This is a genomic window from Curtobacterium sp. ISL-83 (assembly GCF_018613895.1).
Taxonomy (GTDB): domain Bacteria; phylum Actinomycetota; class Actinomycetes; order Actinomycetales; family Microbacteriaceae; genus Curtobacterium.
In genome coordinates this window covers 660573-687171 of the sequence record NZ_JAGGPH010000007.1, presented here as the reverse complement: position 1 = coordinate 687171, position 26599 = coordinate 660573, and the positions used below count along the sequence as shown (strand labels likewise).

The 26599-nt window shown below is 71.6% G+C and carries 23 protein-coding genes; 14 read left to right on the top strand and 9 right to left on the bottom strand.

Annotated elements, in window-relative coordinates:
* The first annotated feature begins 40 nt into the window (after positions 1-40).
* The 6 genes from J7E22_RS07735 (at position 41) to J7E22_RS07710 (ending at position 6985) form a co-directional block, all read left to right on the top strand.
* On the top strand, positions 41-1225 hold the full coding sequence (locus tag J7E22_RS07735; protein ID WP_214980403.1) for an ROK family protein: 1185 nt from the start codon (positions 41-43) through the stop codon (positions 1223-1225).
* The gene (locus J7E22_RS17890; RefSeq protein ID WP_214980401.1) at positions 1218-2768 is read left to right on the top strand and encodes a M81 family metallopeptidase; all 1551 of its coding nucleotides are present in this window, start codon (positions 1218-1220) and stop codon (positions 2766-2768) included. The genes J7E22_RS07735 and J7E22_RS17890 overlap by 8 nt, the downstream gene beginning before the upstream one ends.
* Positions 2765-3508, top strand: coding sequence for a copper homeostasis protein CutC (locus J7E22_RS07725; RefSeq protein WP_214980399.1), 744 nt, complete (start codon positions 2765-2767; stop codon positions 3506-3508). The genes J7E22_RS17890 and J7E22_RS07725 overlap by 4 nt, the downstream gene beginning before the upstream one ends.
* 253 nt (positions 3509-3761) lie before the next feature.
* A complete protein-coding gene (locus J7E22_RS07720; protein WP_214980397.1) occupies positions 3762-5213 on the top strand; it encodes a M20/M25/M40 family metallo-hydrolase in 1452 nt (483 codons plus the stop codon).
* A gap of 10 nt (positions 5214-5223) precedes the next feature.
* Positions 5224-6045, top strand: a complete 822-nt coding sequence (locus J7E22_RS07715) for an aldo/keto reductase (protein WP_214980395.1) — start codon at positions 5224-5226, stop codon at positions 6043-6045.
* A gap of 382 nt (positions 6046-6427) precedes the next feature.
* On the top strand, positions 6428-6985 hold the full coding sequence (locus J7E22_RS07710) for a hypothetical protein (RefSeq protein ID WP_214980393.1): 558 nt from the start codon (positions 6428-6430) through the stop codon (positions 6983-6985).
* A 330-nt stretch (positions 6986-7315) separates the two neighbouring features.
* On the opposite strand, the gene J7E22_RS07705 is transcribed toward J7E22_RS07710, so the two are convergent.
* The 4 genes from J7E22_RS07705 to J7E22_RS07690 form a co-directional block, all read right to left on the bottom strand.
* Entirely contained in the window at positions 7316-8653 is a 1338-nt protein-coding gene (locus J7E22_RS07705) for an ABC transporter substrate-binding protein (protein ID WP_214980391.1), read from the bottom strand.
* Between the two features lie 73 nt (positions 8654-8726).
* Positions 8727-9677 carry a carbohydrate ABC transporter permease gene (locus tag J7E22_RS07700; protein ID WP_308159175.1) on the bottom strand — a complete coding sequence of 317 codons (951 nt, stop codon included), beginning with the start codon at positions 9675-9677 and terminating at the stop codon, positions 8727-8729.
* Positions 9674-10588, bottom strand: coding sequence for a carbohydrate ABC transporter permease (locus J7E22_RS07695; RefSeq protein ID WP_214980390.1), 915 nt, complete (start codon positions 10586-10588; stop codon positions 9674-9676). The genes J7E22_RS07700 and J7E22_RS07695 overlap by 4 nt, the downstream gene beginning before the upstream one ends.
* Entirely contained in the window at positions 10585-12615 is a 2031-nt protein-coding gene (locus J7E22_RS07690) for a beta-galactosidase (protein WP_214980388.1), read from the bottom strand. Before J7E22_RS07690 ends, J7E22_RS07695 begins: the two co-directional genes overlap by 4 nt.
* A 241-nt stretch (positions 12616-12856) precedes the next feature.
* Here J7E22_RS07690 and J7E22_RS07685 point away from each other — a divergent pair, with 241 nt between their 5' ends.
* Positions 12857-13879 carry a LacI family DNA-binding transcriptional regulator gene (locus tag J7E22_RS07685; protein WP_214980387.1) on the top strand — a complete coding sequence of 341 codons (1023 nt, stop codon included), beginning with the start codon at positions 12857-12859 and terminating at the stop codon, positions 13877-13879.
* Between the two features lie 92 nt (positions 13880-13971).
* Here the strand turns inward: J7E22_RS07685 and J7E22_RS07680 are convergent, their stop codons facing one another.
* Positions 13972-14415, bottom strand: coding sequence for a MarR family winged helix-turn-helix transcriptional regulator (locus J7E22_RS07680; protein WP_214980385.1), 444 nt, complete (start codon positions 14413-14415; stop codon positions 13972-13974).
* A 96-nt stretch (positions 14416-14511) separates the two neighbouring features.
* On the opposite strand from J7E22_RS07680, the gene J7E22_RS07675 reads away from it, so the two are divergent.
* Both J7E22_RS07675 and msrA read left to right on the top strand, forming a co-directional pair.
* Positions 14512-14898: a hypothetical protein gene (locus J7E22_RS07675; RefSeq protein ID WP_214980383.1), complete on the top strand. Its 387-nt coding sequence runs from the start codon at positions 14512-14514 to the stop codon at positions 14896-14898.
* Positions 14899-15367: 469 nt separating this feature from the next.
* Positions 15368-15886, top strand: coding sequence for a peptide-methionine (S)-S-oxide reductase MsrA (msrA, locus tag J7E22_RS07670; RefSeq protein ID WP_214980381.1), 519 nt, complete (start codon positions 15368-15370; stop codon positions 15884-15886).
* A 134-nt stretch (positions 15887-16020) separates the two neighbouring features.
* Here the strand turns inward: msrA and J7E22_RS07665 are convergent, their stop codons facing one another.
* Positions 16021-17835, bottom strand: coding sequence for an adenylyl cyclase (locus tag J7E22_RS07665; protein ID WP_214980379.1), 1815 nt, complete (start codon positions 17833-17835; stop codon positions 16021-16023).
* Positions 17836-18245: 410 nt separating this feature from the next.
* On the opposite strand from J7E22_RS07665, the gene J7E22_RS07660 reads away from it, so the two are divergent.
* The 4 genes from J7E22_RS07660 (at position 18246) to J7E22_RS07645 (ending at position 21845) form a co-directional block, all read left to right on the top strand.
* Positions 18246-18992 (top strand): ABC transporter ATP-binding protein, encoded by a 747-nt coding sequence (locus J7E22_RS07660; RefSeq protein WP_214980377.1) that lies wholly within the window; start codon positions 18246-18248, stop codon positions 18990-18992.
* Positions 18989-20503 carry an ABC transporter permease gene (locus J7E22_RS07655; RefSeq protein ID WP_214980375.1) on the top strand — a complete coding sequence of 505 codons (1515 nt, stop codon included), beginning with the start codon at positions 18989-18991 and terminating at the stop codon, positions 20501-20503. Before J7E22_RS07660 ends, J7E22_RS07655 begins: the two co-directional genes overlap by 4 nt.
* Before the next feature lie 72 nt (positions 20504-20575).
* Positions 20576-20977 (top strand): hypothetical protein, encoded by a 402-nt coding sequence (locus J7E22_RS07650; protein WP_214980373.1) that lies wholly within the window; start codon positions 20576-20578, stop codon positions 20975-20977.
* 124 nt (positions 20978-21101) lie between these two features.
* Positions 21102-21845 carry a hypothetical protein gene (locus J7E22_RS07645; RefSeq protein WP_214980372.1) on the top strand — a complete coding sequence of 248 codons (744 nt, stop codon included), beginning with the start codon at positions 21102-21104 and terminating at the stop codon, positions 21843-21845.
* A gap of 11 nt (positions 21846-21856) precedes the next feature.
* Here the strand turns inward: J7E22_RS07645 and J7E22_RS07640 are convergent, their stop codons facing one another.
* Positions 21857-24052 carry a GMC oxidoreductase gene (locus J7E22_RS07640; RefSeq protein WP_214980370.1) on the bottom strand — a complete coding sequence of 732 codons (2196 nt, stop codon included), beginning with the start codon at positions 24050-24052 and terminating at the stop codon, positions 21857-21859.
* Positions 24053-24130: 78 nt separating this feature from the next.
* Here J7E22_RS07640 and J7E22_RS07635 point away from each other — a divergent pair, with 78 nt between their 5' ends.
* Positions 24131-24694, top strand: coding sequence for a TetR/AcrR family transcriptional regulator (locus J7E22_RS07635; protein ID WP_214980368.1), 564 nt, complete (start codon positions 24131-24133; stop codon positions 24692-24694).
* A 68-nt stretch (positions 24695-24762) separates the two neighbouring features.
* Here J7E22_RS07635 and J7E22_RS07630 read toward each other — a convergent pair whose 3' ends face one another.
* Positions 24763-25995, bottom strand: coding sequence for a MalY/PatB family protein (locus J7E22_RS07630; protein WP_214980366.1), 1233 nt, complete (start codon positions 25993-25995; stop codon positions 24763-24765).
* Positions 25992-26477, bottom strand: coding sequence for a DinB family protein (locus tag J7E22_RS07625; RefSeq protein ID WP_214980364.1), 486 nt, complete (start codon positions 26475-26477; stop codon positions 25992-25994). The genes J7E22_RS07630 and J7E22_RS07625 overlap by 4 nt, the downstream gene beginning before the upstream one ends.
* Between the last annotated feature and the right edge of the window lie 122 nt (positions 26478-26599).

Below are 26599 nucleotides of genomic sequence, written 5' to 3'. Positions count from 1 at the left end.
GGGCACCTCGACCGCCCTTCCGCCCGTATTGGAGAAAGTCATGCCGGACCTCAGTGCCCGCGTGCTCGAGCTCGTCGCGTCCGGTCAGGCCACGAGCCGCACCGAGATCGCGCAGCTGCTCGGTGCCGCCCCGTCGACGGTGTCGCACGTCGTCGCGCAGTTGCTCGACCACGGGATCCTGGCTGAGGAGGGCACCGACGTCTCCACCGGCGGACGCCCACGCAAGGTGCTGCGGATCGGCGGCGCCGACGAGTACGCGGTCGCCGCCGACCTGGGCGGTGGCCACGCGCGCATCGGGATCGTGCTGCCGGGAGGCGCGCTCGAGTCCGTCGCGAACGTCCCGTTCGCGCTCGCCGACGGTCCGGTGGCAGCGCTCGAGCGCCTGGCGGCGCTGCTCGAGGGGCTCGCGGACGACCGCGGTCGAGCCGGACTGCGCGGCGTGGGCCTGAGCCTGCCGGGCCCGGTCGACGTGCAGGCCGGCGTGGTCGACCTGCCCAGCCGGATGCCGGGGTGGAACGGGTTCCCCGTCGCCGACTGGTTGACGAACCGCTTCGGGATGGCCGCGATCGTGGACAACGACGCGAACTGCATGGCCGCCGGCGAGCAGACCGTGCAGCCAGCGGCACGACGGCAGACCATCACGATCAAGGCCGGCTCGGCGATCGGTGCCGGGATCGTGATCGACGGGCGGCTGTACCGGGGATCGACCGGGGCGGCCGGGGACATCACCCACGTCCGGATCGACGCCGCCGGTGAGACCCCGTGCTCCTGCGGCAACACCGGGTGCCTGGAGACCGTGGCGTCCGGCGCCGCGCTCGTGCGGATCCTGCGCGAGGCGGGCGTCGACGTGTCCTCCACGGCGGACGTCGTGCGGCTCGCATCGGACGCGCACCCCGAGACCACCCGTGCCGTCCGGCTCGCGGGTCGGTACCTCGGCGAGGTGGTCGCCGCGAACGTGAACTTCTTCAACCCGGATGCCGTCTACCTCGGCGGCATCCTGTCGACCCTCGACCCCTTCATCGCGGCCGTGCGCAGCCAGTTGTACGAGAGCTGCCACCCGCTCATGACGCAGCACCTCGCCATCGAGCCGGTGTCCCTCGGCGCGGACGCCGGGCTCGTCGGTGCCGGGCAGTTCGCGTTGCAGCGGGGCCTGGCCGCGTCGCTCGAGGAACTGGCCACCCCCATCCCGCAGTCCACCACCAGGAACAGGAGCGTCCGTGTCTGACCGTCCCACCCCGCCCACGGCACGACGCCCCGTCATCGCGATCGCCGGGCTCGCCATCGAGACGTCGACCTTCACCCCGACCAGGACCCTCGCGCCGGCGTTCCACCCGGACCGCGGCGACGAGGTCGTGGCGCGGTACGAGTTCCTGCACCCCGGGACGCCCCTCGCTGCGGCCGCCGAGTTCCGGGGCGCGCTCATCGGCCACGCGCTGCCCGGCGGGATCGTGCCGCGGGAGTCCTTCGAGGAACTCGCCGGCGAGATCGTCGAACGACTGCGGGTGATCGTCGACGAGACGCACGTCGACGGCCTCTGGTACGACATCCACGGCGCGATGGTGGTGGAGGGGTTCGACGACGCCGAGACCGAACTGCTCACCCGCATCCGCGCGGTGATCGGACCGGACGTCATCGTGTCGGCGTCGATGGACCTGCACGGCAACGTCACCCAGGAACTCGCACACCAGGTCGACCTGGTCACCTGCTACCGGATGGCCCCGCACGAGGACGCCCTCGAGACCAAGGAGCGCGCCGTCCGCAACCTCGTGGACGTGCTCACGACCCGTCCCGCCGGGTCCCGGCGTCCCGTCAAGGCCTGGATCCCGATCCCGGTCCTGCTCCCCGGCGAGCAGACGTCGACGCGGATCGAGCCCGCGGCCTCCCTGTACGCGATGGTGCCCGAGGTCGAGGCGACCGAGGGCGTGCTCGACGCCGCGATCTGGGTCGGGTACGCCTGGGCCGACCAGCCGCGCGACCGTGCCGTGACCGTCGTCACCGGGTGGGACACCGCCGCGGTCGCCGCCGGTGCCGAACGGCTCGCGAGGGCCTTCTGGGACGCCCGCGAGGACTTCGTGTTCGTCGCGCCGACGGGCTCGTTCGAGGAGTGCCTCGACGCCGCCATCGCACCGGGAGCCGCGCATCCGTACTTCGTCTCCGACTCGGGCGACAACCCCACCGCCGGCGGTTCGGGTGACATGACGTGGGGGCTCACGCAGGTGCTCGCGCGGCCCGAGTTCCAGGACCCGGACGGCCCGACCGTCATCTACGCCAGCGTCCCTGGCCCGGCCGCGGTGGACGCGGCGGTCGCTGCCGGAGTGGGTGCCGTGATCACGGTCACCGCGGGCGCCGAGGTGGACGACGTGCACGCCGGACCGATCACGATGACGGGTCGGGTGCACGCGATCAAGCACGGGGACCGGGACGCCGAGACCGAGGTGGTCCTGCGGGTGGGCAGCGTGCACGCGATCCTCACGCGGTACCGCAAGCCGTACCACCACGAGCACGACTTCACCGACCTCGACCTCGCGCCGCGGGTGGCCGACGTCGTCATCGTGAAGATCGGGTACCTGGAGCCGGAGCTGTTCGCGATGGCCGCGGACTGGATGCTCGCCCTGACGCCCGGCGGGGTCGACCAGGACCTGGAGCGCCTCGGTCACCACAGGATCGAGCGACCGATGTTCCCCTACGATCGAGTGTTCCCGGTGGCCCCGGACCTCACCGCCCGGATCGTGCCCGCCTCCACCGAACCCCTCGGAGACCCCGCATGACCCGTCCCGTCCCCGTCGCACTCGAGATCGCGGTGACCGCACCGGCCGGGGCGGTCGTCGCCCGGGACGGCGGTGCGGACCGCGTCGAGCTCTGCGTCGGCCTCGAGCTCGGCGGCCTCACCCCGTCGCAGGCCCTCGTCGAGATGACCCACGAGACGGGCATCCCCGCGCATGCCCTCGTGCGCTGCCGGCCCGGTGGGTTCGTGCACGACCGTGACGAGGTCGAGCTCATGGAGCGCGAGGTCCGGACGGTCCTGCGCTCTGGTGCAGCCGGCGTCGTCGTGGGTGCCCTGCGCCCGGACCGGACCCTCGACGAGGACGCGCTCCGACGCTTCGTCGACGCCGCCCGGTCCGTCACCCCGACCGCCGAGGTCACCCTGCACCGCGCGATCGACCACGCGGCCGATCCGGTCGCGGCCGTCGCGTTGCTCGCCGACCTCGGGTTCACCCGCGTCCTCACCTCCGGGGGTGCCCCGACCGCGGCCGCCGGTGCGCGGACGATCGCGCGGATGGTGCAGGCCGCGGGGCCGGTGCAGGTGATGGCCGGCGCAGGGGTCATCCCCGCCGACATCAGCACACTCGTCGCCACCGGAGCGGCCGCCGTGCACCTGTCGGCGAAGCGCGCCGCAGCGGTCGGCACGCACGCGGGCGTCCCGATGGGCGCGGGGGACGACGGGTCGGCGCACTTCGTGACGGACGCCGAGGTCGTCGCCGCGGCACGGCGCGCGCTCGACGGCTGACGGCACGACTCGTCGCGCACCGTCGATCGCGACGCTCCACACACCGGCGGGGCACGACGACCACCGCCCCTGACGCGACCGGCCGCACTCCGCCGACGGACGACGCACGGAGCGACCGCGGGTTGCGGCTCGGCACCATCGCATCGTGACCGGTGTGCCGGACGCGCGCCGCGCCTCCAGGCCAATCCCCGACGGCGCGCAGCGCCCCGCTCCTACGGTCGGCACCACGACACGCCACCGATCGGAGCCTCGCATGTCCGCCCCCCTCACCAGCAGCACCCACCCCGACAACAGCGCCGTGGAGGTCGCCCAGTACCTCGACCGGCACCGTGAACACCTGGTCCGTCAGCTCAGCGAGTGGGTGCGGATCCCGTCCGTCGCCTCGCAGCCGGAGCGCGCCATCGAGGTCGAGCGCTCGGCCCGGTGGCTCGTCGGTGCGATGCGCGAGATCGGGATCACGACCGAGGTGCTGCACGCCGGCCCGGCACCGACGGTCTACGGCGAGCTGCTGGTCGACCCGGCCTTGCCGACCGTGCTGGTCTACAGCCACCACGACGTCCGGCACGCGAAGCCCGAGGAGTGGGTGGAGACGTCGCCGTTCGAGCCGGTGTTCCGCGACGGACGCCTGTACGGCCGCGGGGCGTCGGACGCGAAGGGGCAGGTCCTCGCCCACCTCTGGGGGCTCCGCGCGCACCTCGAGCAGCACGACGGCACACCCGCCGTGAACCTGAAGTTCATCGTCGAGGGCGAGGAGGAGCTCGGCTCCAGCCACTTCGCGGACCTGCTCGACGCCGAGCGGGAGCGGCTCGCGTGCGACGTCATCGTGTTCTCCGACACGCTCCAGTGGAAGGGCGGCAACCCGGCGGTCGTCACGTCGATGCGCGGCATGACCGGAGCCACCCTCACCGTCACCGGGCCCGCGCGCGACGTGCACAGCGGGGCGACCTCCGGCCCCGCGCCGAACCCGGTGCACGCGCTCGTCACCGTCCTCGCGGCGATGCACGACGACGACGGGCGCATCACGATCCCCGGCTTCCTCGAGGACGTCGACGAACTGACCGACACCCGTCGGGCCGAGCTGGACGCGCTCGACTTCGACGCCGACGTCTGGATCGAGCGCACCGAGACCCGCGCGATCACCGGCGAAGCGGGGTACACCGTCGAGGAACGTCTCTGGGCCCGCCCCGCGATCGAGGTGCTGACCCTGCTCGCCGGCGACCCCACCGGCTTCCCCCGCGCGGTCATCCCGCGTGAGGCGAAGGCGGAGATCAGCATCCGCACGGTCCCGGGCCAGCGGGTGCACGCCGTCGCCGAACAGCTCCGCGCGTTCGTGGCGGACACCATGCCGGAGGGCGTGACCTACGAGCTCGACATCCCCGAGGAGACCGGGCAGGACCCCTACGTCACGCCGCCCGGTGCCGAACTGGACGCCCTGGTGCGCGCGATGGAGCTCGGGCACGGCACCGAGACCGCGGGGCGGATGGGCAACGCGGGCGGTGGACCGGCCGACCTGTTGTCCCGGAAGTTCGACGTCCCGATCCTGTTCATCGGGACCGGGCTGCCGGAGGACCACTGGCACTCCAGCGACGAGAGCGTGGACCTGCGGATGCTGCTCGACGGTGCGGCGTCGTTCGCGCACCTGTGGACGGAGCTCGCCGAGGTCGCGGGCGGCACGGCCGGACGCGGCGGACCGGGTCCGGAGTAGCGTCCGGAGCATGCCCGCACTGACTGACACGTTCACCATGTCCAACGGCCTGCACATCCCGAGGATCGGGTTCGGCACCTGGCAGATCCCCTCCGGCGCCGAGGCCTACGACGCCACCAAGGTCGCGCTCGACGCCGGCTACCGCCACATCGACACCGCACTCGCCTACGGCAACGAGGCGAGCGTCGGCAAGGCGGTCCGTGACAGCGGTGTGCCCCGCGACGAGGTCTTCATCACCACGAAGCTCCCGGCCGAGATCAAGACGGCGGCGGGTGCTCGGTCCGCGTTCGAGGAGTCGAGCCGGAACCTCGACCTCGGCGTCGTCGACCTCTACCTCATCCACGCGCCGTGGCCCTGGTCGGCCATCGGGACCGACCACCGCGAGGGCAACGTCGAGGTCTGGAAGGTCTTCGAGGAGCTGTACGACGCCGGCAAGACGCGCTCGATCGGCGTCTCGAACTTCGAGGTCCCGGACCTGGAGAACCTGCTCGCGAACACCGACGTCGTCCCGCACGCCAACCAGATCCGCTGGTTCATCGGCAACACGCAGGACGCGACCACCGCCTTCGACCGCGACCACGACATCCTGACCGAGGGGTACTCACCGCTCGCCACCGGCGGACTGCTCGAGAACGCCGAGATCCGGGACATCGCGGCGAAGTACGACAAGAGCGTCGCCCAGGTGGCCATCCGCTACCTGCTCGAGAAGGACGTCTTGCCGCTGCCGAAGTCGACGACCCCGTCGCGCATCGCGCAGAACGCCGAGGTCGACTTCGTGCTGAGCGCCGAGGACATCGCCGCGCTCGACGCGCTCGAGGGCACGACCGACTGACGAGTCGCGTGACGCCCCGCCGAGGGGGCAGAACACGCTGCGCGCGCGCCGTCGAGAGCGCACGAACTGTCGCCGCAGGCCGCCGGGAGCGACGATTTGTGCACCTCGGCGCACGCGCCGCGGCGTGGCGCCCCGCAGCGAGACGGGAGGCGCGGTGCCAGCTGGCACCGCGCCTCCCGTCCGTTCGGATCACCGGGCCGTGCCGTCCCTGCCGAATCGGGTCGTCCTCATGCTCTCGATCGCAGTCTGAACGCCGAGTGCTCCAGCTCGAACGTCACGGCGTCCACGATGCGGCCAGCCCGGTGCAGGCCCGCTGGCAGCAGGTCGAGTTCCTCGGCCGCGGCGAAGTTGCACCGGCGCTCACCGCCGCTACGCTCTGCTCATGTTCGGAGGACGGCTCATGATCGCCACGGCGTCGGCGGTCGCGGTGTTGCTCGCCATCGCCGTCACCGTCGTCGCTGCGCCGACGACACCGCTGCGCGAGGGGACCATCAGCGGCGGAGCGTGCTCGTCGTTCGCCACGGCAGACCCTGACGAGACGGTGACGGTCACGATCGTCCTGCACAACACGTCTCAGGATGCCGTACGGATCCTCGGAGCGCAGGCGTTCCGACCGATCGGAACCGGCGGGGTGCAACTCCGAGCCGTCCCGGGGCACGACCTCCACGCGAACTCGTTCGGCGACCTCGACGCCTTCGCAGCGGCGGAACACGTCGTCGCAGCCCGCGGCGCCGTGCTGCCGGCGGAACGGGCCTCGACGCTCCTGGCGACGTTCCGCCGTGGGTCGGGAACCGGAACCGCGATGATCGGCGGCGTGGTCCTGGCGTACCCCGGTCCGCTCGGCACCATCCGGCAGACCACGCTCAGGGCGCCGCTCGGCATCACCGCGCCGGACGCTCCGGACTCGTGCGACCTGGACGCCGTCACCACCGACGACTGACCGACGCGACGCGCCGCCGAGGGGGCAGAACACGCCGCGCGCGCGTCGTCGAGCGTGTACGAACTGTCGCGGCAGGCCGCCGAGAGCGACGATTTGTGCGCCCTCGGCGGCCGCGCCCCTGCGGGCAGCCGACACCCCGTCGAGCGGGCAGAACACGCCGCACGCGCGGCGTCGAGAGCGCACAAAGCGTCGCCGCAGGCCGCCGAGAGTGACCAAGAGTGCCCGCTCGGCCGCAGCCGACCGGCGTGGCGCCGCACAGCGAGACGGGAGGCACGGTGCCAGCTGGCACCGTGCCTCCCGTCGGTCGGTCCGCGCGTCAGCGCGAGGGCGTCAGCCCTTGACCGGGATCGACTGCGCCTTGAGCGCCGCGACCGTCTTCGTCTGCCCCTGCTGGAGCGCCTGCGTGAGCGTGCCCTGACCGGAAGCGGCCTGGCCGAACCCGTCCGACACGTCCGCGTAGGTCTGCGTCATCGTCGGGCCCCACGTGAAGGGCTGGATGTCCTTCGCCGCGGTGGCGAACTCCTCGTAGATCTTCTGGTTGCCGTAGAACGGCAGGCCCTGGGTCAGCGCCGGCAGGCTCGCCCCGGTGCTGGATGCCGGGTACAGGTTCGCCTGCTTGTTCAGCGCGGTGAGCGCCTCGGTCGACGTGTTCAGCCAGACCAGGAACTTCGACGCCTCGGCCGGGTGCTTGCTCCCCGCGAAGACGACGTTCGACGAACCGCCCCACGCGGCCGACTTCGAGTCACCGGCGTTCCACTGCGGCATCGGCGCGACGGCCCACTTGCCGGACGTCGACGGTGCACCGCTCGAGATGGTGTTCGCACCCCAGACGGCGGAGACCCAGGTCCAGTCCTTGCCGCTGTCGTAGGCGCTGTTCCACTGGTCGGTGAAGCTCGGCAGGGTGTTGACGAGCTTCTTCTGGATCAGGCCCTGCCAGTAGTCGGCGACCTTCTTCGACGCGCTGTCCGTCAGGTTGACGTTCCACTGGTTGCCCGAGTTCGAGAACCACTGGCCGCCGGCCTGCGAGACGAGCCCGGCGAACTGGTTGACGTCGCTCTTCGAGAAGTTCGTGATCTGCCCGCCGAGCGCCTTGATCTTCTCGGCGTCCTGGGCGTACTCGGCCCAGGTCTTCGGCGCGGAGAGCCCGGCCTTGTCGAACAGGTCCTTGCGGTAGTACATGGCCATCGGGCCGGAGTCCTGCGGCACCGCGTACACGGCCTTCGACTCACCGAACGTGACCTGGTTCCAGAGCCCGGCGGAGAAGTCCTTCTTCGCGGCGCTGACCCCGGCGCACGCGCCGATGTCCTGCAGGCCGCCCTGCACCCGGAACGCCGGCAGGGTGTCGTACTCGACCTGCCCGATGTCCGGAGCCTGCTTGGCCTTCAGCTGGTTGAAGAAGTTCTGGTAGGTCCCGCTGTTGCCGTTGGCGACGATCGAGGCCTTGACCTGGATGTCCGGGTTCTCCTTGTTCCAGATCGCGACGACCTTGTCCATGTTGGGGACCCAGGTCGTGAAGTCGAGCGTGACCTTGCCGCTCGACGGCTTGCAGCTCGCGGAGGCGGAGCCACCGGAGGAGCCGCTGCCGCTGCCGCCGGTGCTGCAACCGGCGAGCGCGACGGTCGCGGCGATCGCGACGGCGGCGACGCTGAGGAACTTCGTTGTCTTCATGCTGTTTCCGTTCGGGATGTGGATTGGGGAGGAGGTGCTGGTCAGGAGGGGAGGGTCGAGCCCGGTGCAGGGGCTACTTGACGCCGCCGGCGCCGAGGCCGGAACGCCAGAAGCGCTGCAGGCTGAGGAACGCGACGAGGAGCGGGATGATCGAGACGAACGAACCGATGAGCACCAGGGTGCGGACGTCCGGGTGCTGGCTCACGGTCGAGTTCCACGTGTAGAGGCCGAGGGTGACGGGGAACAACGAGGAGTTGCGGAGCATCACGAGCGGCAGGAAGAAGTTGTTCCAGATGGCGACGAACTGGAACAGGAAGATCGTCACGAGGGCCGGGGACATCAGTCGGACCGCCACGGTGAAGAACGTGCGGACCTCTCCGGAGCCGTCGATGCGGGCGGCCTCGATGATCTCGTCCGGCACGCTCGACGCCGCGAACAGGCGGGACAGGTACACGCCGAACGGGCTGACGATGCTCGGCAGGAACACCGACCAGAACGTGTCGGTCAGGTCGACCTGGCTGAAGATCAGGAAGAGCGGCAGCGCGAGTGCGGTGGCGGGCACGAGGACACCACCGAGGAACACGTTGAACAGGACCTCGCGGCCGCGGAACGTGTACTTCGCCAGGGCGTACCCGCACATCGCGGAGAGCACGGTGCCGATCAGCCCGGCGACCCCGGCGTAGGCGATGCTGTTGAGCATCCACCGCAGGTAGACGCCGTCCTGGTACGTGAACAGGGCACCGAGGTTCGCGATGGTGTCCTGCAGTGACGTGGCGCTGAACCAGAGCGAGAACGTCGTGTTGAAGTTCCCGGCGGTCTTCGTCGACGACACCAGCAGCCAGAAGATCGGCAGCAGGAAGTAGATCGTGAAGACGCCCATGACGAGCATCGCGGCACTCCGCGAGATGACGCTCTCGCGCGGTCCACGGGCCCCGGACGGGGTCCGCCTGGAGGCGCGTCCCGGCTCGAGCGGTCGGCCTGCGTCGCGGACGACGTCACCGGGGGTCGGAACGTGGACGGTCACTGGGAGGCCTTCCGCTGGGTCAGTCGGAGGAACCCGATCGACAGGATGAACGTGGCGAGGGCGAGGACGACCGAGAACGCGGCCGCGAGGTTGAAGTTCGGCACCGACGAGGTCGAGTAGACGACCATGTTCGGGGTGAACGTCGACGAGATCGTCGAGGTGAACTGCCGGAACACGGTCGGCTCGGTGAGGAGCTGCAGGGTGCCGATGACGCTGAACACGGCGGTCAGGACGATCGCCGGCACCACCATCGGGATCTTGATCGAGATCGCGATGCGGACCTGGGAGGCCCCGTCGAGCTTCGCGGCCTCGTAGATCTCGGTCGGGATCGCGAGGAGCGACGAGTAGATGATCAGCATGTTGTAGCCGACGTAGACCCACGTCACGACGTTGGCGACGGCCCAGAGGACGGTGCCGGAGCCGAGCAGGTCGACCTTCGAGGTGATGGCGCTGAACGGGGACAGGTCGGGGGCGTACAGGTAGCCCCACATGATCGCCGCGATCACACCGGGCACCGCGTACGGCGCGAAGAACGCCAGGCGGAAGAACCGCTTGCCGCGGAGCAGCGGCGAGTCGAGGAGCAGCGCGAACACCAGCGCCAGTGCCAGCATCACCGGCACCTGCACGACGCCGAACAGCAGCACCCGCACGACCGAGCTCCAGAACGTGTCGTCCTGGAACACGAGCACGTACTGGCTCAAGCCGCCGAACACCTGCGACGGGGCGCCGAACGTGCCCTGCCGCTCGATCTTCTGCAGCGACTCCCACACCGCGTAGAGGATCGGGATGAGGTAGAACGCGGTGAAGAGCAGCGCGAAGGGCGTCACGAAGATCGCGATCGCGCGGCGGTAGCGGAACCCGCCGCCCGCGCGGCGGCGGGTCGCGCGGGGCGACTGTGCGGTGGAGGTCATGAGCGCTTCCTGTCCTTGCGGATGATCTGGGTCCCGCCGGGTCCGATGACGGTGGTGCCCGTGACGGGGTGGTCGGCGACGAGGTCGTGACCGGCCTCGGTGTGCTGGACGGCGCGGTCCGAGTGGTTGAGCAGGAAGACCCACTCGTGCTGCTCGTCCCGGCGCCGCACGACCTCGAGGCCCGGCTGCGCGGCGGGGTCCGGGGTGACGCCGGCCTCGTCGAGCACGCGGCGGAGGAGCTCGCGACGGGCGTCGTCCTCGAGCACCGTGGAGACGTACCAGGCGCTCCCCTGTCCGTGCGTGTTCCGGGTCACCGCGGGGCCTCCGGCCAGGGGACCCGAGGCGTAGGTGACGACGGCTTCGGCACCGCGGAGCGCGACGGGCTCGGACCAGACCGAGCCGGTCGATCCGTCGGACAGCGCGACCGCGTCGCCGGCGGCCAGCGGCAGGAACTCGTCGACCCGGACGCCGAGCAGCTCGCGGAAGGCCCCGGGGTAGCCGCCGGTCCGCACGCGGTCCCGGTCGTCGACGATGCCGCTGAAGAAGGTGATGATCGCGCGCCCGCCGGCGGCGACGTGGTCCGCGATGACCGCGGCGTGCTCGTCACGCACCAGGTAGAGCTCGGGGACCACGACGACGGCGTAGCCGTCGAGCGGGGCACCGGGGGCGACGACGTCGACCGTGACCCCGAGGTCCCACAGCGCGCCGTGGAACGCGTGGACCTGCTCCAGGTACTTGAGCGCGGTGGTGGGGTGCGCCTCCAGGTCGGCGGCCCACTGGTTCTCCCAGCTGAACACGATCGCGACGTCGGCGGTGACCCGCGAACCGCGGAGCTCGCCGAGCCGTTCGACGAGCCCGCCGAGCGCGACGACCTCGTGCCAGGTGCTGGACTCGGTTCCGGCGTGCGGGAGCATCGCGGAGTGGAACTTCTCGCTGCCCTGCACCGAGGCCCGCCACTGGAAGAAGCAGACCCCGTCGGCACCGCGGGCGATGTGTGCTGCGGTGTTCCGGAGCATCTCCCCCGGCGCCTTCGCGATGTTGTTCGGCTGCCAGTTCACGGCGCCGGTCGAGTGCTCCATGAGCAGCCAGGGCGCGCCACCGGCCAGGCCGCGGGTGGTGTCGGCGGCGAACGCCAGCTCGACGTGCGGCCGGGGCAGGCGGTGGTCGAGGTAGTGGTCGTTGGCGATGACGTCCATGTCGGCCGTCCACGACCAGTAGTCGAGCGCGGTGATGTGCGCGGCGACCATGAAGTTCGTCGTGACGGGCTTGTCGCTGAGGCTGCGGAGGACCTCGGCCTCGGCACGGTGGTGGCCGAGGAGCTCGTCGGACGAGAACCGGTCGAAGTCGATGGCCTGGCCCGGGTTGCCGGACGACAGGGTGGCGCGGGGCGGCAGGACCTCCGCGAAGTCCGCGTACCGCTGGCTCCAGAACGAGGTGCCCCATGCGGCGTTCAGTTCCTCGATCGTGCCGTAGCGGGCGCGGAGCCAGCCGCGGAACGCCTCGGCCGAGACGTCGCAGTAGCAGTGCGCGTTGTGGCAGCCGAGCTCGTTCGAGACGTGCCAGAGCTTCACGGCGGGGTGGTCGCCGTAGCGCTCGGCGGTGGCCCGCACCAGGGCGAGGGCGTGCTCGCGGTAGATCGGTGAGCTCGGGCAGAACGCCTGGCGGCCACCGGGCCAGCGGCTGGTGCCGTCCGCGACGACCGGCAGGACCTCGGGGTGTCGGGTGGTCAGCCACGGCGGGGTGCTCGCCGTGCCGGTGCCGAGGTCGACGCCGATGCCGGCGCCGTGCAGCAGGTCGATGACCCGGTCGAGCGCGGCGAAGTCGTACTCGCCCTGGCGCGGCTCGACGTGGGACCAGCCGAAGACGTTGATCGCGACGAGGTTCACGCCGGCCTCGCGCATGAGTCGGACGTCCTGGACCCAGACCTCGGGGTCCCACTGTTCGGGGTTGTAGTCGCACCCGAACGCGAGCCCGGTGGAGCCGAGCCCGAGTGCGCCGGTGGCGGGCGCCGGGAGGGTGGTGGTCACTGGTGGTGGTCCTCGCTGGTCGGGGCGGCCGAGCCGTCCCGGTCGCGTGCGACCCCTTCGACGGCGAAGGCCACCCAGTGTTCTGGGAGCGCTCCCAGAACGACCGGAACGAACGGGTTCGGAACGGTCTGGGAGCGCTCCCAGAGTGAACACCAGAATCTGCGACCTGTCAACACGGGGCGCATCCGAGGTCCGTCCGAGGGCACGCCGCCAGCCGTCACCGGGCCGCTATGGTTGCCCCATGTCCGACGTCCGATCCGCACGCACCCGCGCCACGATCCAGGACGTCGCGGACGAAGCCGGCCTGTCCCGCGGCACCGTCTCACGCGTGCTGAACGACGAGCCCTACGTCTCCTCCGAGGCGCGCGAGGCCGTGCAGGCCGCCGTCCGCCGTGTCGGCTACGTCCGGAGCGCCGCCGCCCGCAGCCTGGTCACGCGCCGGTCGGGTGCCGTCGCGCTGATCGTGCACGAACCCTCGGTCGTGGTGCTCGACGACCCGAACATCGGCAACATCCTGATCGGCACGAACGCCGTGCTGTCCGAGGCCGACCAGCAGCTCGTCACGATCATGGTCGACTCCACGCGGGACAGCGAACGCGTCATCGAGTACCTGCGCGGGGGCTTCGTCGACGGCGCCATCGTGCTGTCCGCCCGCAACGACGACCCGATCACCCGCGCGATCGTCGCGATGGGCCTACCGGCGTGCTTCGTCGGGCACCCGCCCGAGGCGACCGCCGCGTCCTTCATCGGCATCGACAACCGCGCCGCGGCGGAACAGATCACCGAACGCCTGATGGCGACGGGCCGCCGACGCATCGGCATGCTCGCCTCCGGCACGGACCGCGACTCCGGCCAGGACCGCTTGGCCGGGTTCACCGCGGCCCTCGGCGAGCGCTTCGACCCCGACCTCGTCATCCGGAACCCCTTGTTCAGCTACGCGGCGGGCGCCGAGGGCATGCAGCGTCTGCTCGACCGCGCACCGGACATCGACGGCGTCTTCGCAGCATCCGATGCGGTGGCGGCGGGCGCGATGGACGTCCTCCACCGTCGCGGTCGACGCGTGCCGGAGGACGTCGGCATCGTCGGGTTCGACGACAGTGCCTGGGCGATCCGCTGCGACCCACCGCTCTCGACGGTCCGGCAGCCCGCACGCACCCTCGGTGAGCAGGCGGCCCGGCAGGTGCTCGAGCAGATCGCGTCCGAGTCGGAGCGCACGGGTGGGCTCATCCTGCCGACCGAGGTGATCTGGCGCGAGTCGGCCTGACCGGTCCGGCCGTCGTGCCTTCCGCGTGGTGACGACGGGCCGGACGGGAGGCACGTGGCGGCCCCGCCACGCGCCTCCCGTCCGGCTCGTCCTCAGTCGACGGCGAGCAACGCGTCCCGGCATGCGGCGAGCAGCTCCGTGAGCTCGGCGACCTGCGCCGGAGCCAGCGGCGCGGCCATGCGGTCCGCGATCGTGCCGACCGCGACCCTCGCACGGTCCAGGAGCGCCTCGGCGGCGGGCGTCAGGTCGGTGGCGCGCTCTCGTCGCGGTCCCGGTTCCTCCGCCCGGGCGATCAGGCCCTGCTTCTCCAACCCCTGCAGCAGCACGTTCATCGACTGCCGCGAGACGAAGGTGCGCCGGGCGAGTTCGGAGCCCGTGATCCCGGGGCTGTCCTGCAGGGCGTTCAGGCAGGCGTACTGCGAGACGCTCAGGCCGAGGGGGCGGAGGACCTCGTCCATGCGCTGGTGGAGCACGGCCTGCGTCGACTTGACCAACACACCGAGTCGCTCTGCGGGGGTCGGGACGGCGTCGATCATGTCAGGATCCTTCCACAGCGTCGGTGTGGTGCCGGCACCGTGCGGACGCAGCGCAGGCGAGGTGCGTACCGTGCGCGGTGACGAGGGACGGGGGTGATGGCGGTGGACGTCTCGGTCGCGGACCTCTCCGCCCGGCTCTGGGACGAGCGCGCGGCACTCGCCGAGCTCGCTGGCGTCGTCGACCGACCCGACGACGCGACGGTGGTGCTCGACCGGCTGCAGCGGCTCCGTCTGGAGCGCGACGTCCTGGTCGCCGGCGTGCTCGAGCAGTGGGGTGCCGGGGTCGACGGGGTGGGCCTCGACGCGCTGGACGCTGCCGCTGCGTTCCCGGGCGCGCTGCCGGTGCCCTGGGACCTCCTCCTGCCGGAGCACGTCGTCGCCCTCCGCGGCGCGGCGGCGGCCGTCGACGCTGCCGGCCCACCCGGTGCGGTCCGGGACCGCTGGCACCGGTTCGCCCGGTCGGCCGGGTACGGGGTCGGCTAGCGGCTGACTCCAGCACGGCGCTCCCGGCATCGAACGCGCTGCGATAGTTTGTTATGAACGTCGCGGTTCATAACAAACGATTGGGACATCGGTGCAGCCAAGCCCCTACACCCCGGGCGAGATCGCCCGAGTGGTCCCCGGGCGCGCCCAGCAGATCGCTGACGTCGACGTACTCCGTCCAGCTCATCGCGGACGCCGCGTGGGCAGCCGCGGGCCGGCCTGACCCCGGGGGCGTCATCGAGGTCGACGCAGTCGTAATCAGCTCTCGACTCCTCGCGCGCGGCTCATCGACAAGGGCCTCATCCAACCCGCCGACCGCGCCATGCTCGAGTTCACGATCCCCGGCTTCGCGGCGTTCGTTCGCGGGACTGAACAATAGCTCTGCGCCCCTCCTGTGGAACAGAAGCGGGCCCTCCCCCGTTGTAGGTCCTGGTGCCGCAGCCAGCGGCACGGACCCATGGAGGTACCAATGCCCACCACCGAGACCGCGATCCTCGCCGGCGGCTGCTTCTGGGGAGCACAGCAGCTCCTCCGTCGTCGCCCGGGCGTGATCAGCACGCGCGTCGGCTACTCCGGCGGCGACGTCCCGAACGCCACGTACCGCAACCACGGGAACCACGCCGAGGCCGTCGAGATCGTCTTCGACCCGTCGGTGATCTCGTACCGCGACCTGCTCGAGTTCTTCTTCCAGATCCACGACCCGTCGACGAAGAACCGGCAGGGCAACGACATCGGTCGCAGCTACCGGTCGGCGATCTTCTTCACCTCCGAGGAGCAGAAGACCACCGCCTTCGACACCATCGACGACGTGGACGCCTCGGGTCTCTGGCCCGGCAAGGTCGTCACCGAGGTCACCGCAGCCGGCCCGTTCTGGGAGGCCGAGGAGGAGCACCAGGACTACCTGGAGAAGGACCCGTACGGCTACACGTGCCACTTCGTGCGGCCGAACTGGAAGCTGCCGCACCGGAGCGACGCCGCCACGGTGTGACACCGACACCGCCGCCGCCGCCGCCGCCGCCGACGCCGCTGCCGGCGTACCGGCGACGGTGACGCACCGGTGAGACCGACGAACGCAGGAGGCCCCGGGCACGTGCCCGGGGCCTCCTGGTCGTCCAGCGCCGGTCAGTACTGGGCGACGCCGTTCGAGTACGTGGTGACCGTCTGCGGCTTCCCGGACACCGCGCCCGTGGCCGCCGGACCCACACCGTCGACGACGTGGTCGATCGTCCCCGCGTTCGTGTTGAGCGCGACGGTCGTCATGTCGTGCATCACGACGCCCGGGGTGTTCGGGACCTCGAACGACTGGGTGGCGTGCAGCGTCGGGTCGACGTTCGTGAAGATGTAGCTGCCGAGCCCCCATGCCTCGTGGGTGCGGACGCGGTCCGAGACCTTGTACGCGGCCCAGCCGTTCAGACCGTCGTGCTGCCACGCGGCCTGGTTCGGAGCGTCGTACGGCAGCTCGTTCTGGAAGAACACGGTCCGACCGCGCTCCCCGTTCCACACCACGTTGTACTGCTGGTAGTGCTCGACGAACAGGCCGGTGGCGGTGACGTCGTCACCGTTCACCACGACGCCCGTGGCTGCGGTGTTGACCGTCCACCCCACGGACCCGGCGACGCCGTGGTCAGCGCGCCACGCCCAGATGTCGTCGAGGATCGTGTGGTCGGAGTTGACCTCGAGGCTCGTCGTGGCCTTGCCGACGTGCGGACCACCGATGCGGAAGAACACGTCCTGCAGGGCCGTCGGGTCAGCAGCACTCGCGACGTGGGGGCCGCCCTTGTGGTGCCCGGTGCCGATGCGCAGCAGCGTCGGCGAGTTCACCGTGCCGGCGTCGAACGTCAGGCCGGCGACGTCGACTCCCCGGACGTCGGCGACCGTCATCGGGACGGCGCCGTTCTGCGCGGTCAGGGTCGCGAGGCCGAGGCCCAGCACGACCGTGTCGGCGCGCTTCACGGCGATGCTCTGCGCGACGTCGTAGACGCCCGGCGTGACGAGCAGGTTCTTGCCCTGCGCGAGGGCCGAGTTGATCTTCGCGATCGAGTCCGACGGGTGCGCGACGAAGAAGCTGCTGAGCGGCAGCGACGTGCCGGGGGTGTGGCCGTTCGCCCAGGTCGTGCCGACGGAGTTCGTCTGCGCGCTCGGCACGAAGACGCGGTAGGCGCCGTTCGCGTCGACGTACAGGTACGGCTTCTCGCGGGACGCCGGCGTCGCCGTCAGCGTCGTGTACGGCTGCGCCGGGAACGCCTGCGCCGGGGCGTTCACGTCACCCGAGAACACCTGGTTCCACACGCCGTTCGACCAGCCGGTGCCGAGGTCGGTGTTGCGCACGTAGAACTGCTGCTGCGAGCCGTTCAGCGCCCCGCCCTCGAGCTTCGAGTCGGCGACGAACCCGCCACTGGCGTAGTTCGGGTTCTCGCAGTACGGCATGAACGTCGTGTAGTCCTTGACGTCCACGCGTCGCATCGGCGCGGCCTGGGACACGGCCCACATCTCGTTGCCGGTGTGGCACGCGTCCGCCGTCGGCACCACGTGGATGGTCAGGTTCGACACGGAGCGCCAGAACGTGTCGAGTGCGCCGCTGCCGTCCTTGCCCGTCGCGGTGACGCCACCGTTGATCGTCACGCCCGTCGGGTCCTGCCCGAGGCCGTCGACCTCGGTGTAGTAGCCCACACGGATGTCGAGCGGGTTTGCCGCCGACCCGTACGTCCCGGGCTTGAAGAACAGCGCGTACCGGGCCGTGCCCATCTCGTTGTCGACCTGCTGGCTGTAGATCGCGTCGACCTTCGCCTGGATGTCGGCCTGCGGCATGTCGGGCGAGAAGACGACCACGTTGGGGCCGAGGTCCGTGGACGGGGCGGGCGGGGCAGCGACGGCGGTCTGCGTCGTCGCGAGGACGCCGAGCGCTGCGGCGCTCAGCGCGACCGCTGCGCCGATCACGCGTCGACTCGTCCGTGCTCTCCCGAGGGGTACTGGAGCGAAGGGTGTCACCGTTGACCTGCTTCCGTGCAGAGGTGCGGCCGTCCCGCACCGCGAGAGGACGTCGGTGTCCTCGGCGCGGGCGTCGTCGGCCGCTGGGTTGGGATGGCGAGAGCGTACTCCCGACCACGGACGGCATCATCCGCAGGACGCGTCGGACGGGATCTCGACCGGACGGGAGGCGCGGTGTCGGCTGGCACCGCGCCTCCCGTCCGGCGGATCCGCGCGGGGGCTAACCCCCGGGCGGGGAAGGAGGGCAGCCCGATGGGCACCGGCGCGCCCGCCCGGGAGGCTGGTGCATGGCTGGTCACTCCACTGGGCGCACCGCCCAGGACCGTTCCGCCGCAACATCCCGACCGGAAGACACCACCATGACGATCACCCCCGCCCCTGCGGTCGCCGAGGCCCTCGGCGTCTCCCGCACCTTCACCTCCGGCGAGTCCACCGTCCGGGCCGTCCGCGACGTGACCCTGACCGTCGCCCGCGGTGAGTTCGTCGCCGTGATGGGCCCCAGCGGGTCCGGCAAGTCGACGCTGATGAACCTGCTGTCCGGCCTCGACGAACCGGACGCCGGGCACGTCACGCTCGACGGCGTCCGGATCACCGGCTCGTCCGACGACGAGATCACCCGGATCCGCCACAGCCGCATGGGGTTCGTCTTCCAGGCGTTCAACCTGCTGGGCTCGTTGACGGTCGAGGAGAACGTCGACCTCCCGGCGACCCTCGGTGACACCCCGCTCGCGGTCGACCCGGCGTTCCGGGCGCAACTGCTGCGCCGCCTGGGGATCACGGACCTCCTGCAGCGGAAGCCGGGCGCGCTGTCCGGCGGGCAGCAGCAGCGCGTCGCGATCGCCCGCGCCCTGGTGCACCGGCCGGCAGTCGTCTTCGCGGACGAGCCGACGGGGAACCTGGACGTCGAGACCGGGCGTGCGGTGCTGCACATCCTCGCCGAGGCCGCGCACGACGGCGGTGCCGGCGTGGTCATGGTGACCCACGACCCGACCGCGGCGAGCGCTGCGGACCGTGTGGTGTTCCTCCGGAACGGCTCGGTCGTGCAGGAGCTCCCCCGCGCCTCCGCGGCCGCGATCGCCCAGACGCTCGTGGAGACGGTCCGTTGACCGGGGTCCACCGGGCTGATGCCCGCAGGGGTCGCCTGGCAGGAGGCCTCAGCCGCCGGCTGGCCGGGAGCCCCGGCGGTCGCCTGGCCGGTCGCCGCCCGACGAGCCGTCGCCGCCTCGGTGCCGACAACGTGGTGGTCGCACTCGGCGGGGCGTTCGTGACGGTCGTCGTCGGGCTGACCTCGGTGATCACGCAGGGCGTCGCGGGTTCCGGCTTCGGCGCGAACCCGATGACCATCGTGATCCTCGCGCTGCTCACGGTCGCCTTCGTGGCGATCGCCGCCGTCGTGTCGACCAGCTCGGTGACCAACGCCTTCATCCTGATGGCGGCGATGCAGGTCCGCGAGGTCGCACTCCGACGACTCCTCGGGTCGACCGCGACCGCCGAGTACGGCCGACTCGTCGGTTCGGCCACCCGTCGCGCGGTGTGGAGCGCGCTCGCCGGGGCGCTCGTCGGTCTGGGCGTCGGGATCGGGATCGTGGCGCTGTCGTCGGGCCGCGGCGGTCTCCTCGAGGGGATGTCCCCCTCCGCGGTCCTCCAGCCGCTCGCCGTGGTCCCGCTCGTGGTGCTCGTGCTCGGCGCCCGTTCCGCGGCACGGGTCGGGTTCCGGGGCGTCCTCTCGGTGGCACCGGCGCAGGCCTTCAGTGCCGCCGAGCACCAGCGCGACGGCGACACGGAGCACGATGCCGCGCGCTTCTCCGGACGCCACCTGCTGCTCTTCACCGGGGCGAGCGTGTTCCTCGCGCTCGGTCTCGCGGTGGGGTTCGTGACGCCCTTCGCCGTGCTCTTCGCGATGGTCGGTGGCGTCCTCGCCGCGCTCGGCATCGTCCGCGCCGCGACGCCGATCATCACGACGGTGATCCGCGGTGTCAGCCGCCGGCTGGGCAGGCGGTCACCGTCGGTCCGGGTCGCGGGCAGCAACCTGCTGCAGTACCCGGCCAGGACCGGTCGCGCTGCCGTCGGTGTGCTCATGAGCGTCACCGTCCTGACGATGTTCGCGGTGGCGTCCGCCACCCTCCGCGGTGCGCTGGTCGCCGAGTACGCCGGGACCTCGCAGTCGTCGGCCGCCGCCGAGGTCCTGAGCGGCATCATCCCGCTGCTGAGCGCCCTCACCATCAGCATCGCCGTCATCTCCGCGGTCGGCATCGCCCAGAACGTGGCGCTCGACGCACACCTCCGTCAGCGTGACCTCGCCGTGCTCCGCGTGCTCGGCCTCACCGTGACCCGGGCCGGCCGCATGCTCCTCGTCGAGGCCGCGCTCCTGGTCGGGTCCGCGACCGTCGCCGGACTCGGCCTGGGCGCGGTCCTCGGCTGGAGCGGGGTGCAGACGCTGCTGGCGTCGACCCTGAACAGCAGGGTCACGGTCCCACTCGCACCGATCTGGTTCGTCCCGGTCGTGCTCATCGCGGTCGCCGCGCTGACCTTCGCCGTCAGCCGCGCGCCCGTCGTCCATGCCCGACGCTCCTCGTCGTCGGCCTTCCTCACCCGATCCCTCCAGGAGACCCCGTGAACCACGAAACCGCCCCCGCTCCCGCGCCCCCGCCGACGCTCACGGCGCCGGACGCTCTTCTTCGTCATCGCGATGGGCCTCGCGGTCCTGATCGTCCTCGGCAGCGTCCTCGGACTCGGCCGCGCCTTCCAGATGTCGCCGGGAGCGATGCTCGCCGAGGCGCAGGGCAAGACGCTCACCGAGCACTACGCACGCCCTGACGCCGTGCCGGCATCGGACCGGCCGTCGTGGTTCCCCGCGACCGCCACCGACATCACGGTGAAGCAGCCGGGCGAGAACAGCGACGTGGACGGGCTCAAGATCGACGCCCGCGTCCCGGCCGGTACCGCGCTCCCCGTCACGTGCACGGCGGCGCGCTACTCGCAGGCGTGGGACGGCGGCGGGACCTGGCCGGAGTTCACGCACACGCCGATCCGCGCCTGCGGGGAGTGGCGGGCCGTCCTCACCGACGGGCACCTCTACCTGTGGCGCTGACACCCCCGATGAACACGGCCGACGGCCGACGGCTCCCCCGTCGGCCGTGGGCCGTCCGTCGTGCGCCTGATGGCCTGGAGGCACGCCCCTTGCACCCGTTCACGTCACTGGTCAGAATGGTGACGTGACAAACGGAGCGACCGACTGGAGCGGCGCGACCGGCGACTCGGGCCGGACGCCCGCTGCCGGCACCGTGCTCCGGGTCCTGGCCGGATCGGACCGGCCGATCGACCGCCGCGTGCTCGCCGAGCAGGTCGGTGGGACGGACGCGGCCTTCCGGCACGGGCTCGCCACGCTGGAGGCCGCCGGCACGATCACGGTGACGAACCGCTTCGGCGTCGGGCTGGGACCGACCCTCGCGAACCCGGACGCCCTCCTCCCACAGCACTTCTCGACCACCATCGGGACCCTCGTGCGCGATCGCCTGGCCCCGCTCGCTGCGGCGACGAACGGGCTCGCCTTCCTCGTGTCGGTTCCCGTCGGACCGGCGGGTGTGCACGACGTCCGCGTGCACGAGACGACCGCTCCGCTGTCGCGGGACACCGACGACGCGATCCGGCGGTCCGTCCTGGGCGCGCCGGCCACGATCGGCACAGATGGGGTCAGCCGGTGGACGATCCACGGGCGTGGACACCGGCTCGTCGTCGGCGCGGTCGGACCGTCCGGTGCCCTGCTCGACCACGCCGTCCGCGAGTACGGGCTGCGACTCACCCGCGAACTCCGCCGGCCGTTCCCGTCCGGGGCCGGTGGTGGGGTGGCCGGCGGCCACCCTGCCGGTGTCCGTCGTGCCGGTGCCCTCCATGCCGGCGTTCTTCCTGCCGGAGTCCGTCCTGCCAGCGTGCCGACGGCCTCCACCTCGTCGGCCTGAGCCGCCTCGCCTCAGCGGCCACTCCGGAGTGCCGAGGTCGCGAAGTACCGCCCGAAGCGGAGGACCGTGGCCGCCGAGGCGAGCCAGGAACCGCCCGCACCACGCACCGAGAGCAGCAACTGCGTGAGCGCCGACGACGAGATGCGCACCGTCCCGCCCCCGGTCAGGGCCATGCCGTCCTTGTGGTGGTCGATCACGACCGGCAGGCGTGTCAGGTCCCCGATGGTCGGGCGCGTGCCAGGGACGTGGGTCTTCGCTCCCGTCAGACTCCCCCAGCACGCGCGACCGTCCGTGTACCGGAGCCGGTACTGCATCAGGGTGCCGCGCTCGTCGGGGAAGAGCTCGAGCGTGCCGCGCACCTGGACGCGGGTCGCGCCGAAGACCGCGACGCCCGTGACCCGTGCCGGCGGCGCGGGCACACCGGCGGGGGTCGCCGTGTCGGGCACTTCGACCTCGAGTCCCAACCGCAGCCGTTGCGTGCTCGTCGACCCGTCAGGGGCCGTCATCGTGGCGTCCCCCGTCACGACCTCGCGGAAGTGGACCGGGAGCGGGCGTGCTTCGCGACCGGGCTCGCGGACGTCTCGCCAGCGCTGCACCGCGACCATGGCAGCGTCCTCGGGGACCACTGTCGGACGGACCTCGCTGCGTTCCGGGGCCGTCCACTCGGGGTCCGCGGTGATGTCCCGGATCGCGGCCTCCACCGCACGCTCGGCGACGGCCGCGATGGTCGCGGACGGGTTCACCCCGGTCGCCGCGGGCACGGCGCTCCCGTCGACCACGTACAACCCGGGGTACCCGTGCACCCGCCCGTGGTGGTCGACGACCCCGGTGCTGGCGGTCGTCCCCATCGGGACACCGCCGAGGTTGTGGACCGTGATCCCGGTCCGCAGGAACATCCACGACGGCAGGACCCGCACCCGTCCCCCGAGCTGACGGGCGGTCTGGCGCGCAGCCCGCATCTGGGTCCGGTACAGCGCGGCGTTCGGTCGGTTCCGCCACTCCAGCGCGGCCTCGCCGTTGTTCTTGAGCGACAGGACACCGTCCGACGAGTCACGCCCCATCATGAGCAGCGACATCGTCTGGTCCCGTCGACGACCAGGCCGGGCCGCCGGTCCCCGGCCGGTCCCGCCGATGCGCTCGACGAGCTGTCGGAGGACACTGCGCCGCTGGCCGAGGGGGTTCAGCGACCGGACGAGGTTGCGGATCTGCTCCGGGTAGGCGCCGTCCTGCACCTGGAACCAGACCTTCTCGTCGCCGATGTGGCAGTCCACGATCGTGGTGGTCGTGATCGTGGGCCCGCGACCCGGCTGGAGCTGGGTGCGGGGGCGGGAGACGAAGGCCAGGAAGTCGCCGTTGCCGGAGAACCCGTGTCCGAGCGTCGCGGACAGTGCCGGGAGGCTCTGGTGCAGGTCACGGTTCCGCAGCAGCAGCTCCGTGGTCGCGACGGCACCCGCGGCCAGGAACACGTTGTCGGCCGTGATCACGGAGTGCTCGCCCGCCGCGAGGTCGGTTGCGTGCACGCGGTACCCGGTCCCCGTGGGCTCGATGCGGTCGACCTCGGTGAGCGTGAACGCCGTGGCGCCGGACCGCTCCGCGACGCCCAGGTAGTTCCGGTCGACGCTGTTCTTCGCACCCTGGTTGCACCCGAACATGCACTCGCCGACGAAGGTGCACGTGCCCGCGGTGGGCGCGGCGCCGTCCTGCGCGAAGGTCACCGCGAGGAGCGGCCGCACGGTCCCTGTGGGCCGGTGCATCCGCGATGCGGCCTGCTCCATCGCGATCGTGCGCGCCGGCACGTCACCCGTGACGGGATCCGTGCCGACGGGGCTGACGCCGAGCATGTGCGCGACCAGGTCGTAGTAGGGATCGAGCGCCGCGCGGTCGAAACCCGCGGGCCACGCGTCGAAGACCTCGTGCGGCGGACGGGCGAACACGTTGGCGTACACCAGCGACCCGCCTCCCCACCCGGCGGCCTGCACCCCGATCATCTTGCCGAGCCACCGGACGTCGTAGAGCCCGCGGCTCTTGGACCAGAGCCACCCGTGGTCGAAGCTGGAGTCGTCGCGCGGGAACGATCCCGGCTCCCACCGCCGACCGCGCTCGAGGACGGCGACCGACAGTCCGGCCTGGGCGAGGCGCGCCGCCGTCACGGCACCGCCGAACCCGCTGCCGACCACGACCGCGTCGAAGTGCTGTGGTGCTCCCATGGTGACCCCGTTCGTTCAGGCGGCGGCTCGGTCGCGCTCCGTGAACGCACCGGGGGTAGTGAGTGTATGATCACTCGCATGACTTCGCAAACACCGGTCCTGTCGACCGCCGAGCGTCGACGGCCCCTCGTGACCGCCGCCGCTCTCGAGACCTTCGCGAAGGGCGGCTACCACGGAGCCACCATCGCGGACGTCGCGCAGGCAGCGGGCATCTCCCCCGCCTACGTGTTCAAGCTGTTCCCGGGCAAGGACGCCCTGTTCGTGACGGCGCTCGAACGGTGCTTCGAGCAGATCGTCGAGGCCCTCGCAGCCGGAGCGGACGGTGCCTCCGACCGCTCGCCCGACGGGCTGCTCGACGCGATGGGCGGCGCGTACGCCGAGCTGGTCCGCGACCGCACGCTGCTGATGCTGCAGGTCCACGCCCAGTCCGTCGCCGAGATCCCGGACATCGGCGCGGCACTCCGCGCCGGCCTGGCCGAGGTGACGCAGTTCGCGAAGCGACGGACGGGCGCCGACGACGACGCCGTGCAGCGCTTCATGGCCTACGGGCAGCTCTGCCACCTCATCGTGACCGCCGGCATCGACGAGCAGGCCGGCGACTGGGCCGCGATCCTGAGCCACGGCATCCGCCACCCCGACTGACCTCGGGTCCGGTCTCGGGACCGAACCGGCCCCGCCGTCGCCCGCCGGCCCGACCAGCACGACGCTGCTCACGACAGCGCCCGGTGCACCCCCTCCAGGATGCGCTCGAGTCGCGCTGGTGACGTCGCGAAGTTGATGCGACCGAACGCGCCGGTGTCCACGGACGTGCCGGCGGCGAACTCCGCGCCGTTGCTCAGCAGGACCCGTCCACGCTCGAGCACGGCCTCAACGGGACGGTCGGCGATCGCCGTCTGCCCGAAGCCGATCCACGACAGGTAGGTCGCTTCCGGAGCGTGGTGCACGAGCTCCGGGTACCCGGACGCCCACACCGCGACCCGGGCCCGGTTGTCCGCCAGCACCGCGCGGACGTTCTCCAGCCAGGCGTCACCGTCGCGCCACGCCGCCACGGTCGCGACCCGCCCCAGCGTGCTCGGCTGCCCGAAGTAGTCGAGCGGCGCCGCGGTGAGGGCTCGGCGGAGCGGCTCGTACCCGATGTGCGTCACCGCGCAGCGGAGCCCCGCGATGTTGAACGCCTTCGTCGCCGACGTCGCCGTGATGGTCCGGTTCGCCGCGTCGTCGTCCAGCGAGGCGAACGGGATGTGCGTGTGCGGCTCGTACGTCAGGTCGGCGTGGATCTCGTCGCTCAGCACCGGGATGTCGAGGGCACGGGCGACCTCCGCCAGACGCTCGAGTTCCGGCCGCCGGAGGACCCGGCCCGTCGGGTTGTGGGGGTTCACCACGACGATCAGCCGACAACCGGCGGCCCGGAGCCGTTCCTCCAGGCCGTCGGACTCGAGCTCCCACCCGTCGGGCCCGTCCTCGACGCCGAGCGGCACGAGCACCCGACCCGATCGCTGGATGGTCGCGACGAACGGCGGGTAGGTCGGGACGTGGATCGCCACGGCGTCACCGGGACGGGTCGTGTGCTCGATCACGACCTGCAGGACCTGGATCAGGTCGGTGAACACCCGCACCCGATCCGGTGCCGGCGCCCACCCGTACCGGTCCCGCATCCGTCCTTCGAACGCGGGGGCGAGCGGGTCGCCGTCCGGCATGAACGGGTAGCCGAGCTGCCCGTCGCGGATCACGCGCTCCATCGCCTCGCGGACGACCTCCGGGATCCCGAAGTCCATGTCGGCCACCCAGGACGGCGTGACACCGGCCGGCACCGCGCCCCACTTCACGCCGCCGCCGGACCGGAGCGTGTGCTCCGACTGCACCCGCACCTGGTCGTGCTGCACCCGGATCTGGTCGTGCTGCACCCGGATCTGGTCGTGCTGCACCCGCACGATGTCGTTCATGATGCGACCACCACCGTCCGCCGATCGACCGCGACGATCAGGTCGCGCATCTGCTCCATCTGTCCGTGGTGCTGAGCGAGCTCCTCGTACACGTGCTGCAGGGCACCGCCGACGGTCAACGAGCGCTCCGGCCCCTCGAAGTCGGCCGGGGGCTCCTGTGCGAGTGGTGCACTGGGATCGGCGACGGCCAGGTCCGCCCGGAAGCGGGCGGATGCCGCGTCGACCCGGTCGAGCAACGGTCCCACCGCTCCCGACGCGGTGAACTCCGCCGCCCGGTCCCGCTGGATCGGGCGTCCGGAGACGAAGCCGCCGACCCACGCGTCGACGACACCGACGCAGTGGTGCAACAACGCGTACGGCGAGTTGCCACCGGGCAGTGGCGTCGGGCGGTTCGCCAGGTCGTCACCGAGCTCGGCGACGATGGTGCGCATCCCGCCGAGCGCCCGGTCGACGAAGTACCAGTAGTCATCTCGATCGATCATCCGGTCGCTCCCATTCCCGTCACTGGTTGAACTGGTGATGATCGTGACAGACACCGCGTCACCGGTCAAGCACGTGACGTCGCGGACGAACGGCGGTTGCGCTCCGGGGGGTCACTGTTCAG

Bases quoted from the DNA above. Each gene is read 5' to 3' on its own strand.
- J7E22_RS07660 (WP_214980377.1), top strand. From the start codon at position 18,246: ATGACGATCACCCCCGCCCCTGCGGTCGCCGAGGCCCTCGGCGTCTCC.
- J7E22_RS07680 (WP_214980385.1), bottom strand. From the start codon at position 14,415: ATGATCGACGCCGTCCCGACCCCCGCAGAGCGACTCGGTGTGTTGGTC.
- J7E22_RS07725 (WP_214980399.1), top strand. From the start codon at position 2,765: ATGACCCGTCCCGTCCCCGTCGCACTCGAGATCGCGGTGACCGCACCG.
- msrA (WP_214980381.1), top strand. From the start codon at position 15,368: ATGCCCACCACCGAGACCGCGATCCTCGCCGGCGGCTGCTTCTGGGGA.
- J7E22_RS07705 (WP_214980391.1), bottom strand. From the start codon at position 8,653: ATGAAGACAACGAAGTTCCTCAGCGTCGCCGCCGTCGCGATCGCCGCG.
- J7E22_RS07625 (WP_214980364.1), bottom strand. From the start codon at position 26,477: ATGATCGATCGAGATGACTACTGGTACTTCGTCGACCGGGCGCTCGGC.
- J7E22_RS07735 (WP_214980403.1), top strand. From the start codon at position 41: ATGCCGGACCTCAGTGCCCGCGTGCTCGAGCTCGTCGCGTCCGGTCAG.
- J7E22_RS07685 (WP_214980387.1), top strand. From the start codon at position 12,857: ATGTCCGACGTCCGATCCGCACGCACCCGCGCCACGATCCAGGACGTC.
- J7E22_RS07710 (WP_214980393.1), top strand. From the start codon at position 6,428: ATGTTCGGAGGACGGCTCATGATCGCCACGGCGTCGGCGGTCGCGGTG.
- J7E22_RS07640 (WP_214980370.1), bottom strand. From the start codon at position 24,052: ATGGGAGCACCACAGCACTTCGACGCGGTCGTGGTCGGCAGCGGGTTC.
- J7E22_RS07630 (WP_214980366.1), bottom strand. From the start codon at position 25,995: ATGAACGACATCGTGCGGGTGCAGCACGACCAGATCCGGGTGCAGCAC.
- J7E22_RS07720 (WP_214980397.1), top strand. From the start codon at position 3,762: ATGTCCGCCCCCCTCACCAGCAGCACCCACCCCGACAACAGCGCCGTG.
- J7E22_RS07675 (WP_214980383.1), top strand. From the start codon at position 14,512: ATGGCGGTGGACGTCTCGGTCGCGGACCTCTCCGCCCGGCTCTGGGAC.
- J7E22_RS07715 (WP_214980395.1), top strand. From the start codon at position 5,224: ATGCCCGCACTGACTGACACGTTCACCATGTCCAACGGCCTGCACATC.
- J7E22_RS07635 (WP_214980368.1), top strand. From the start codon at position 24,131: ATGACTTCGCAAACACCGGTCCTGTCGACCGCCGAGCGTCGACGGCCC.
- J7E22_RS07650 (WP_214980373.1), top strand. From the start codon at position 20,576: ATGGGCCTCGCGGTCCTGATCGTCCTCGGCAGCGTCCTCGGACTCGGC.
- J7E22_RS07695 (WP_214980390.1), bottom strand. From the start codon at position 10,588: ATGACCTCCACCGCACAGTCGCCCCGCGCGACCCGCCGCCGCGCGGGC.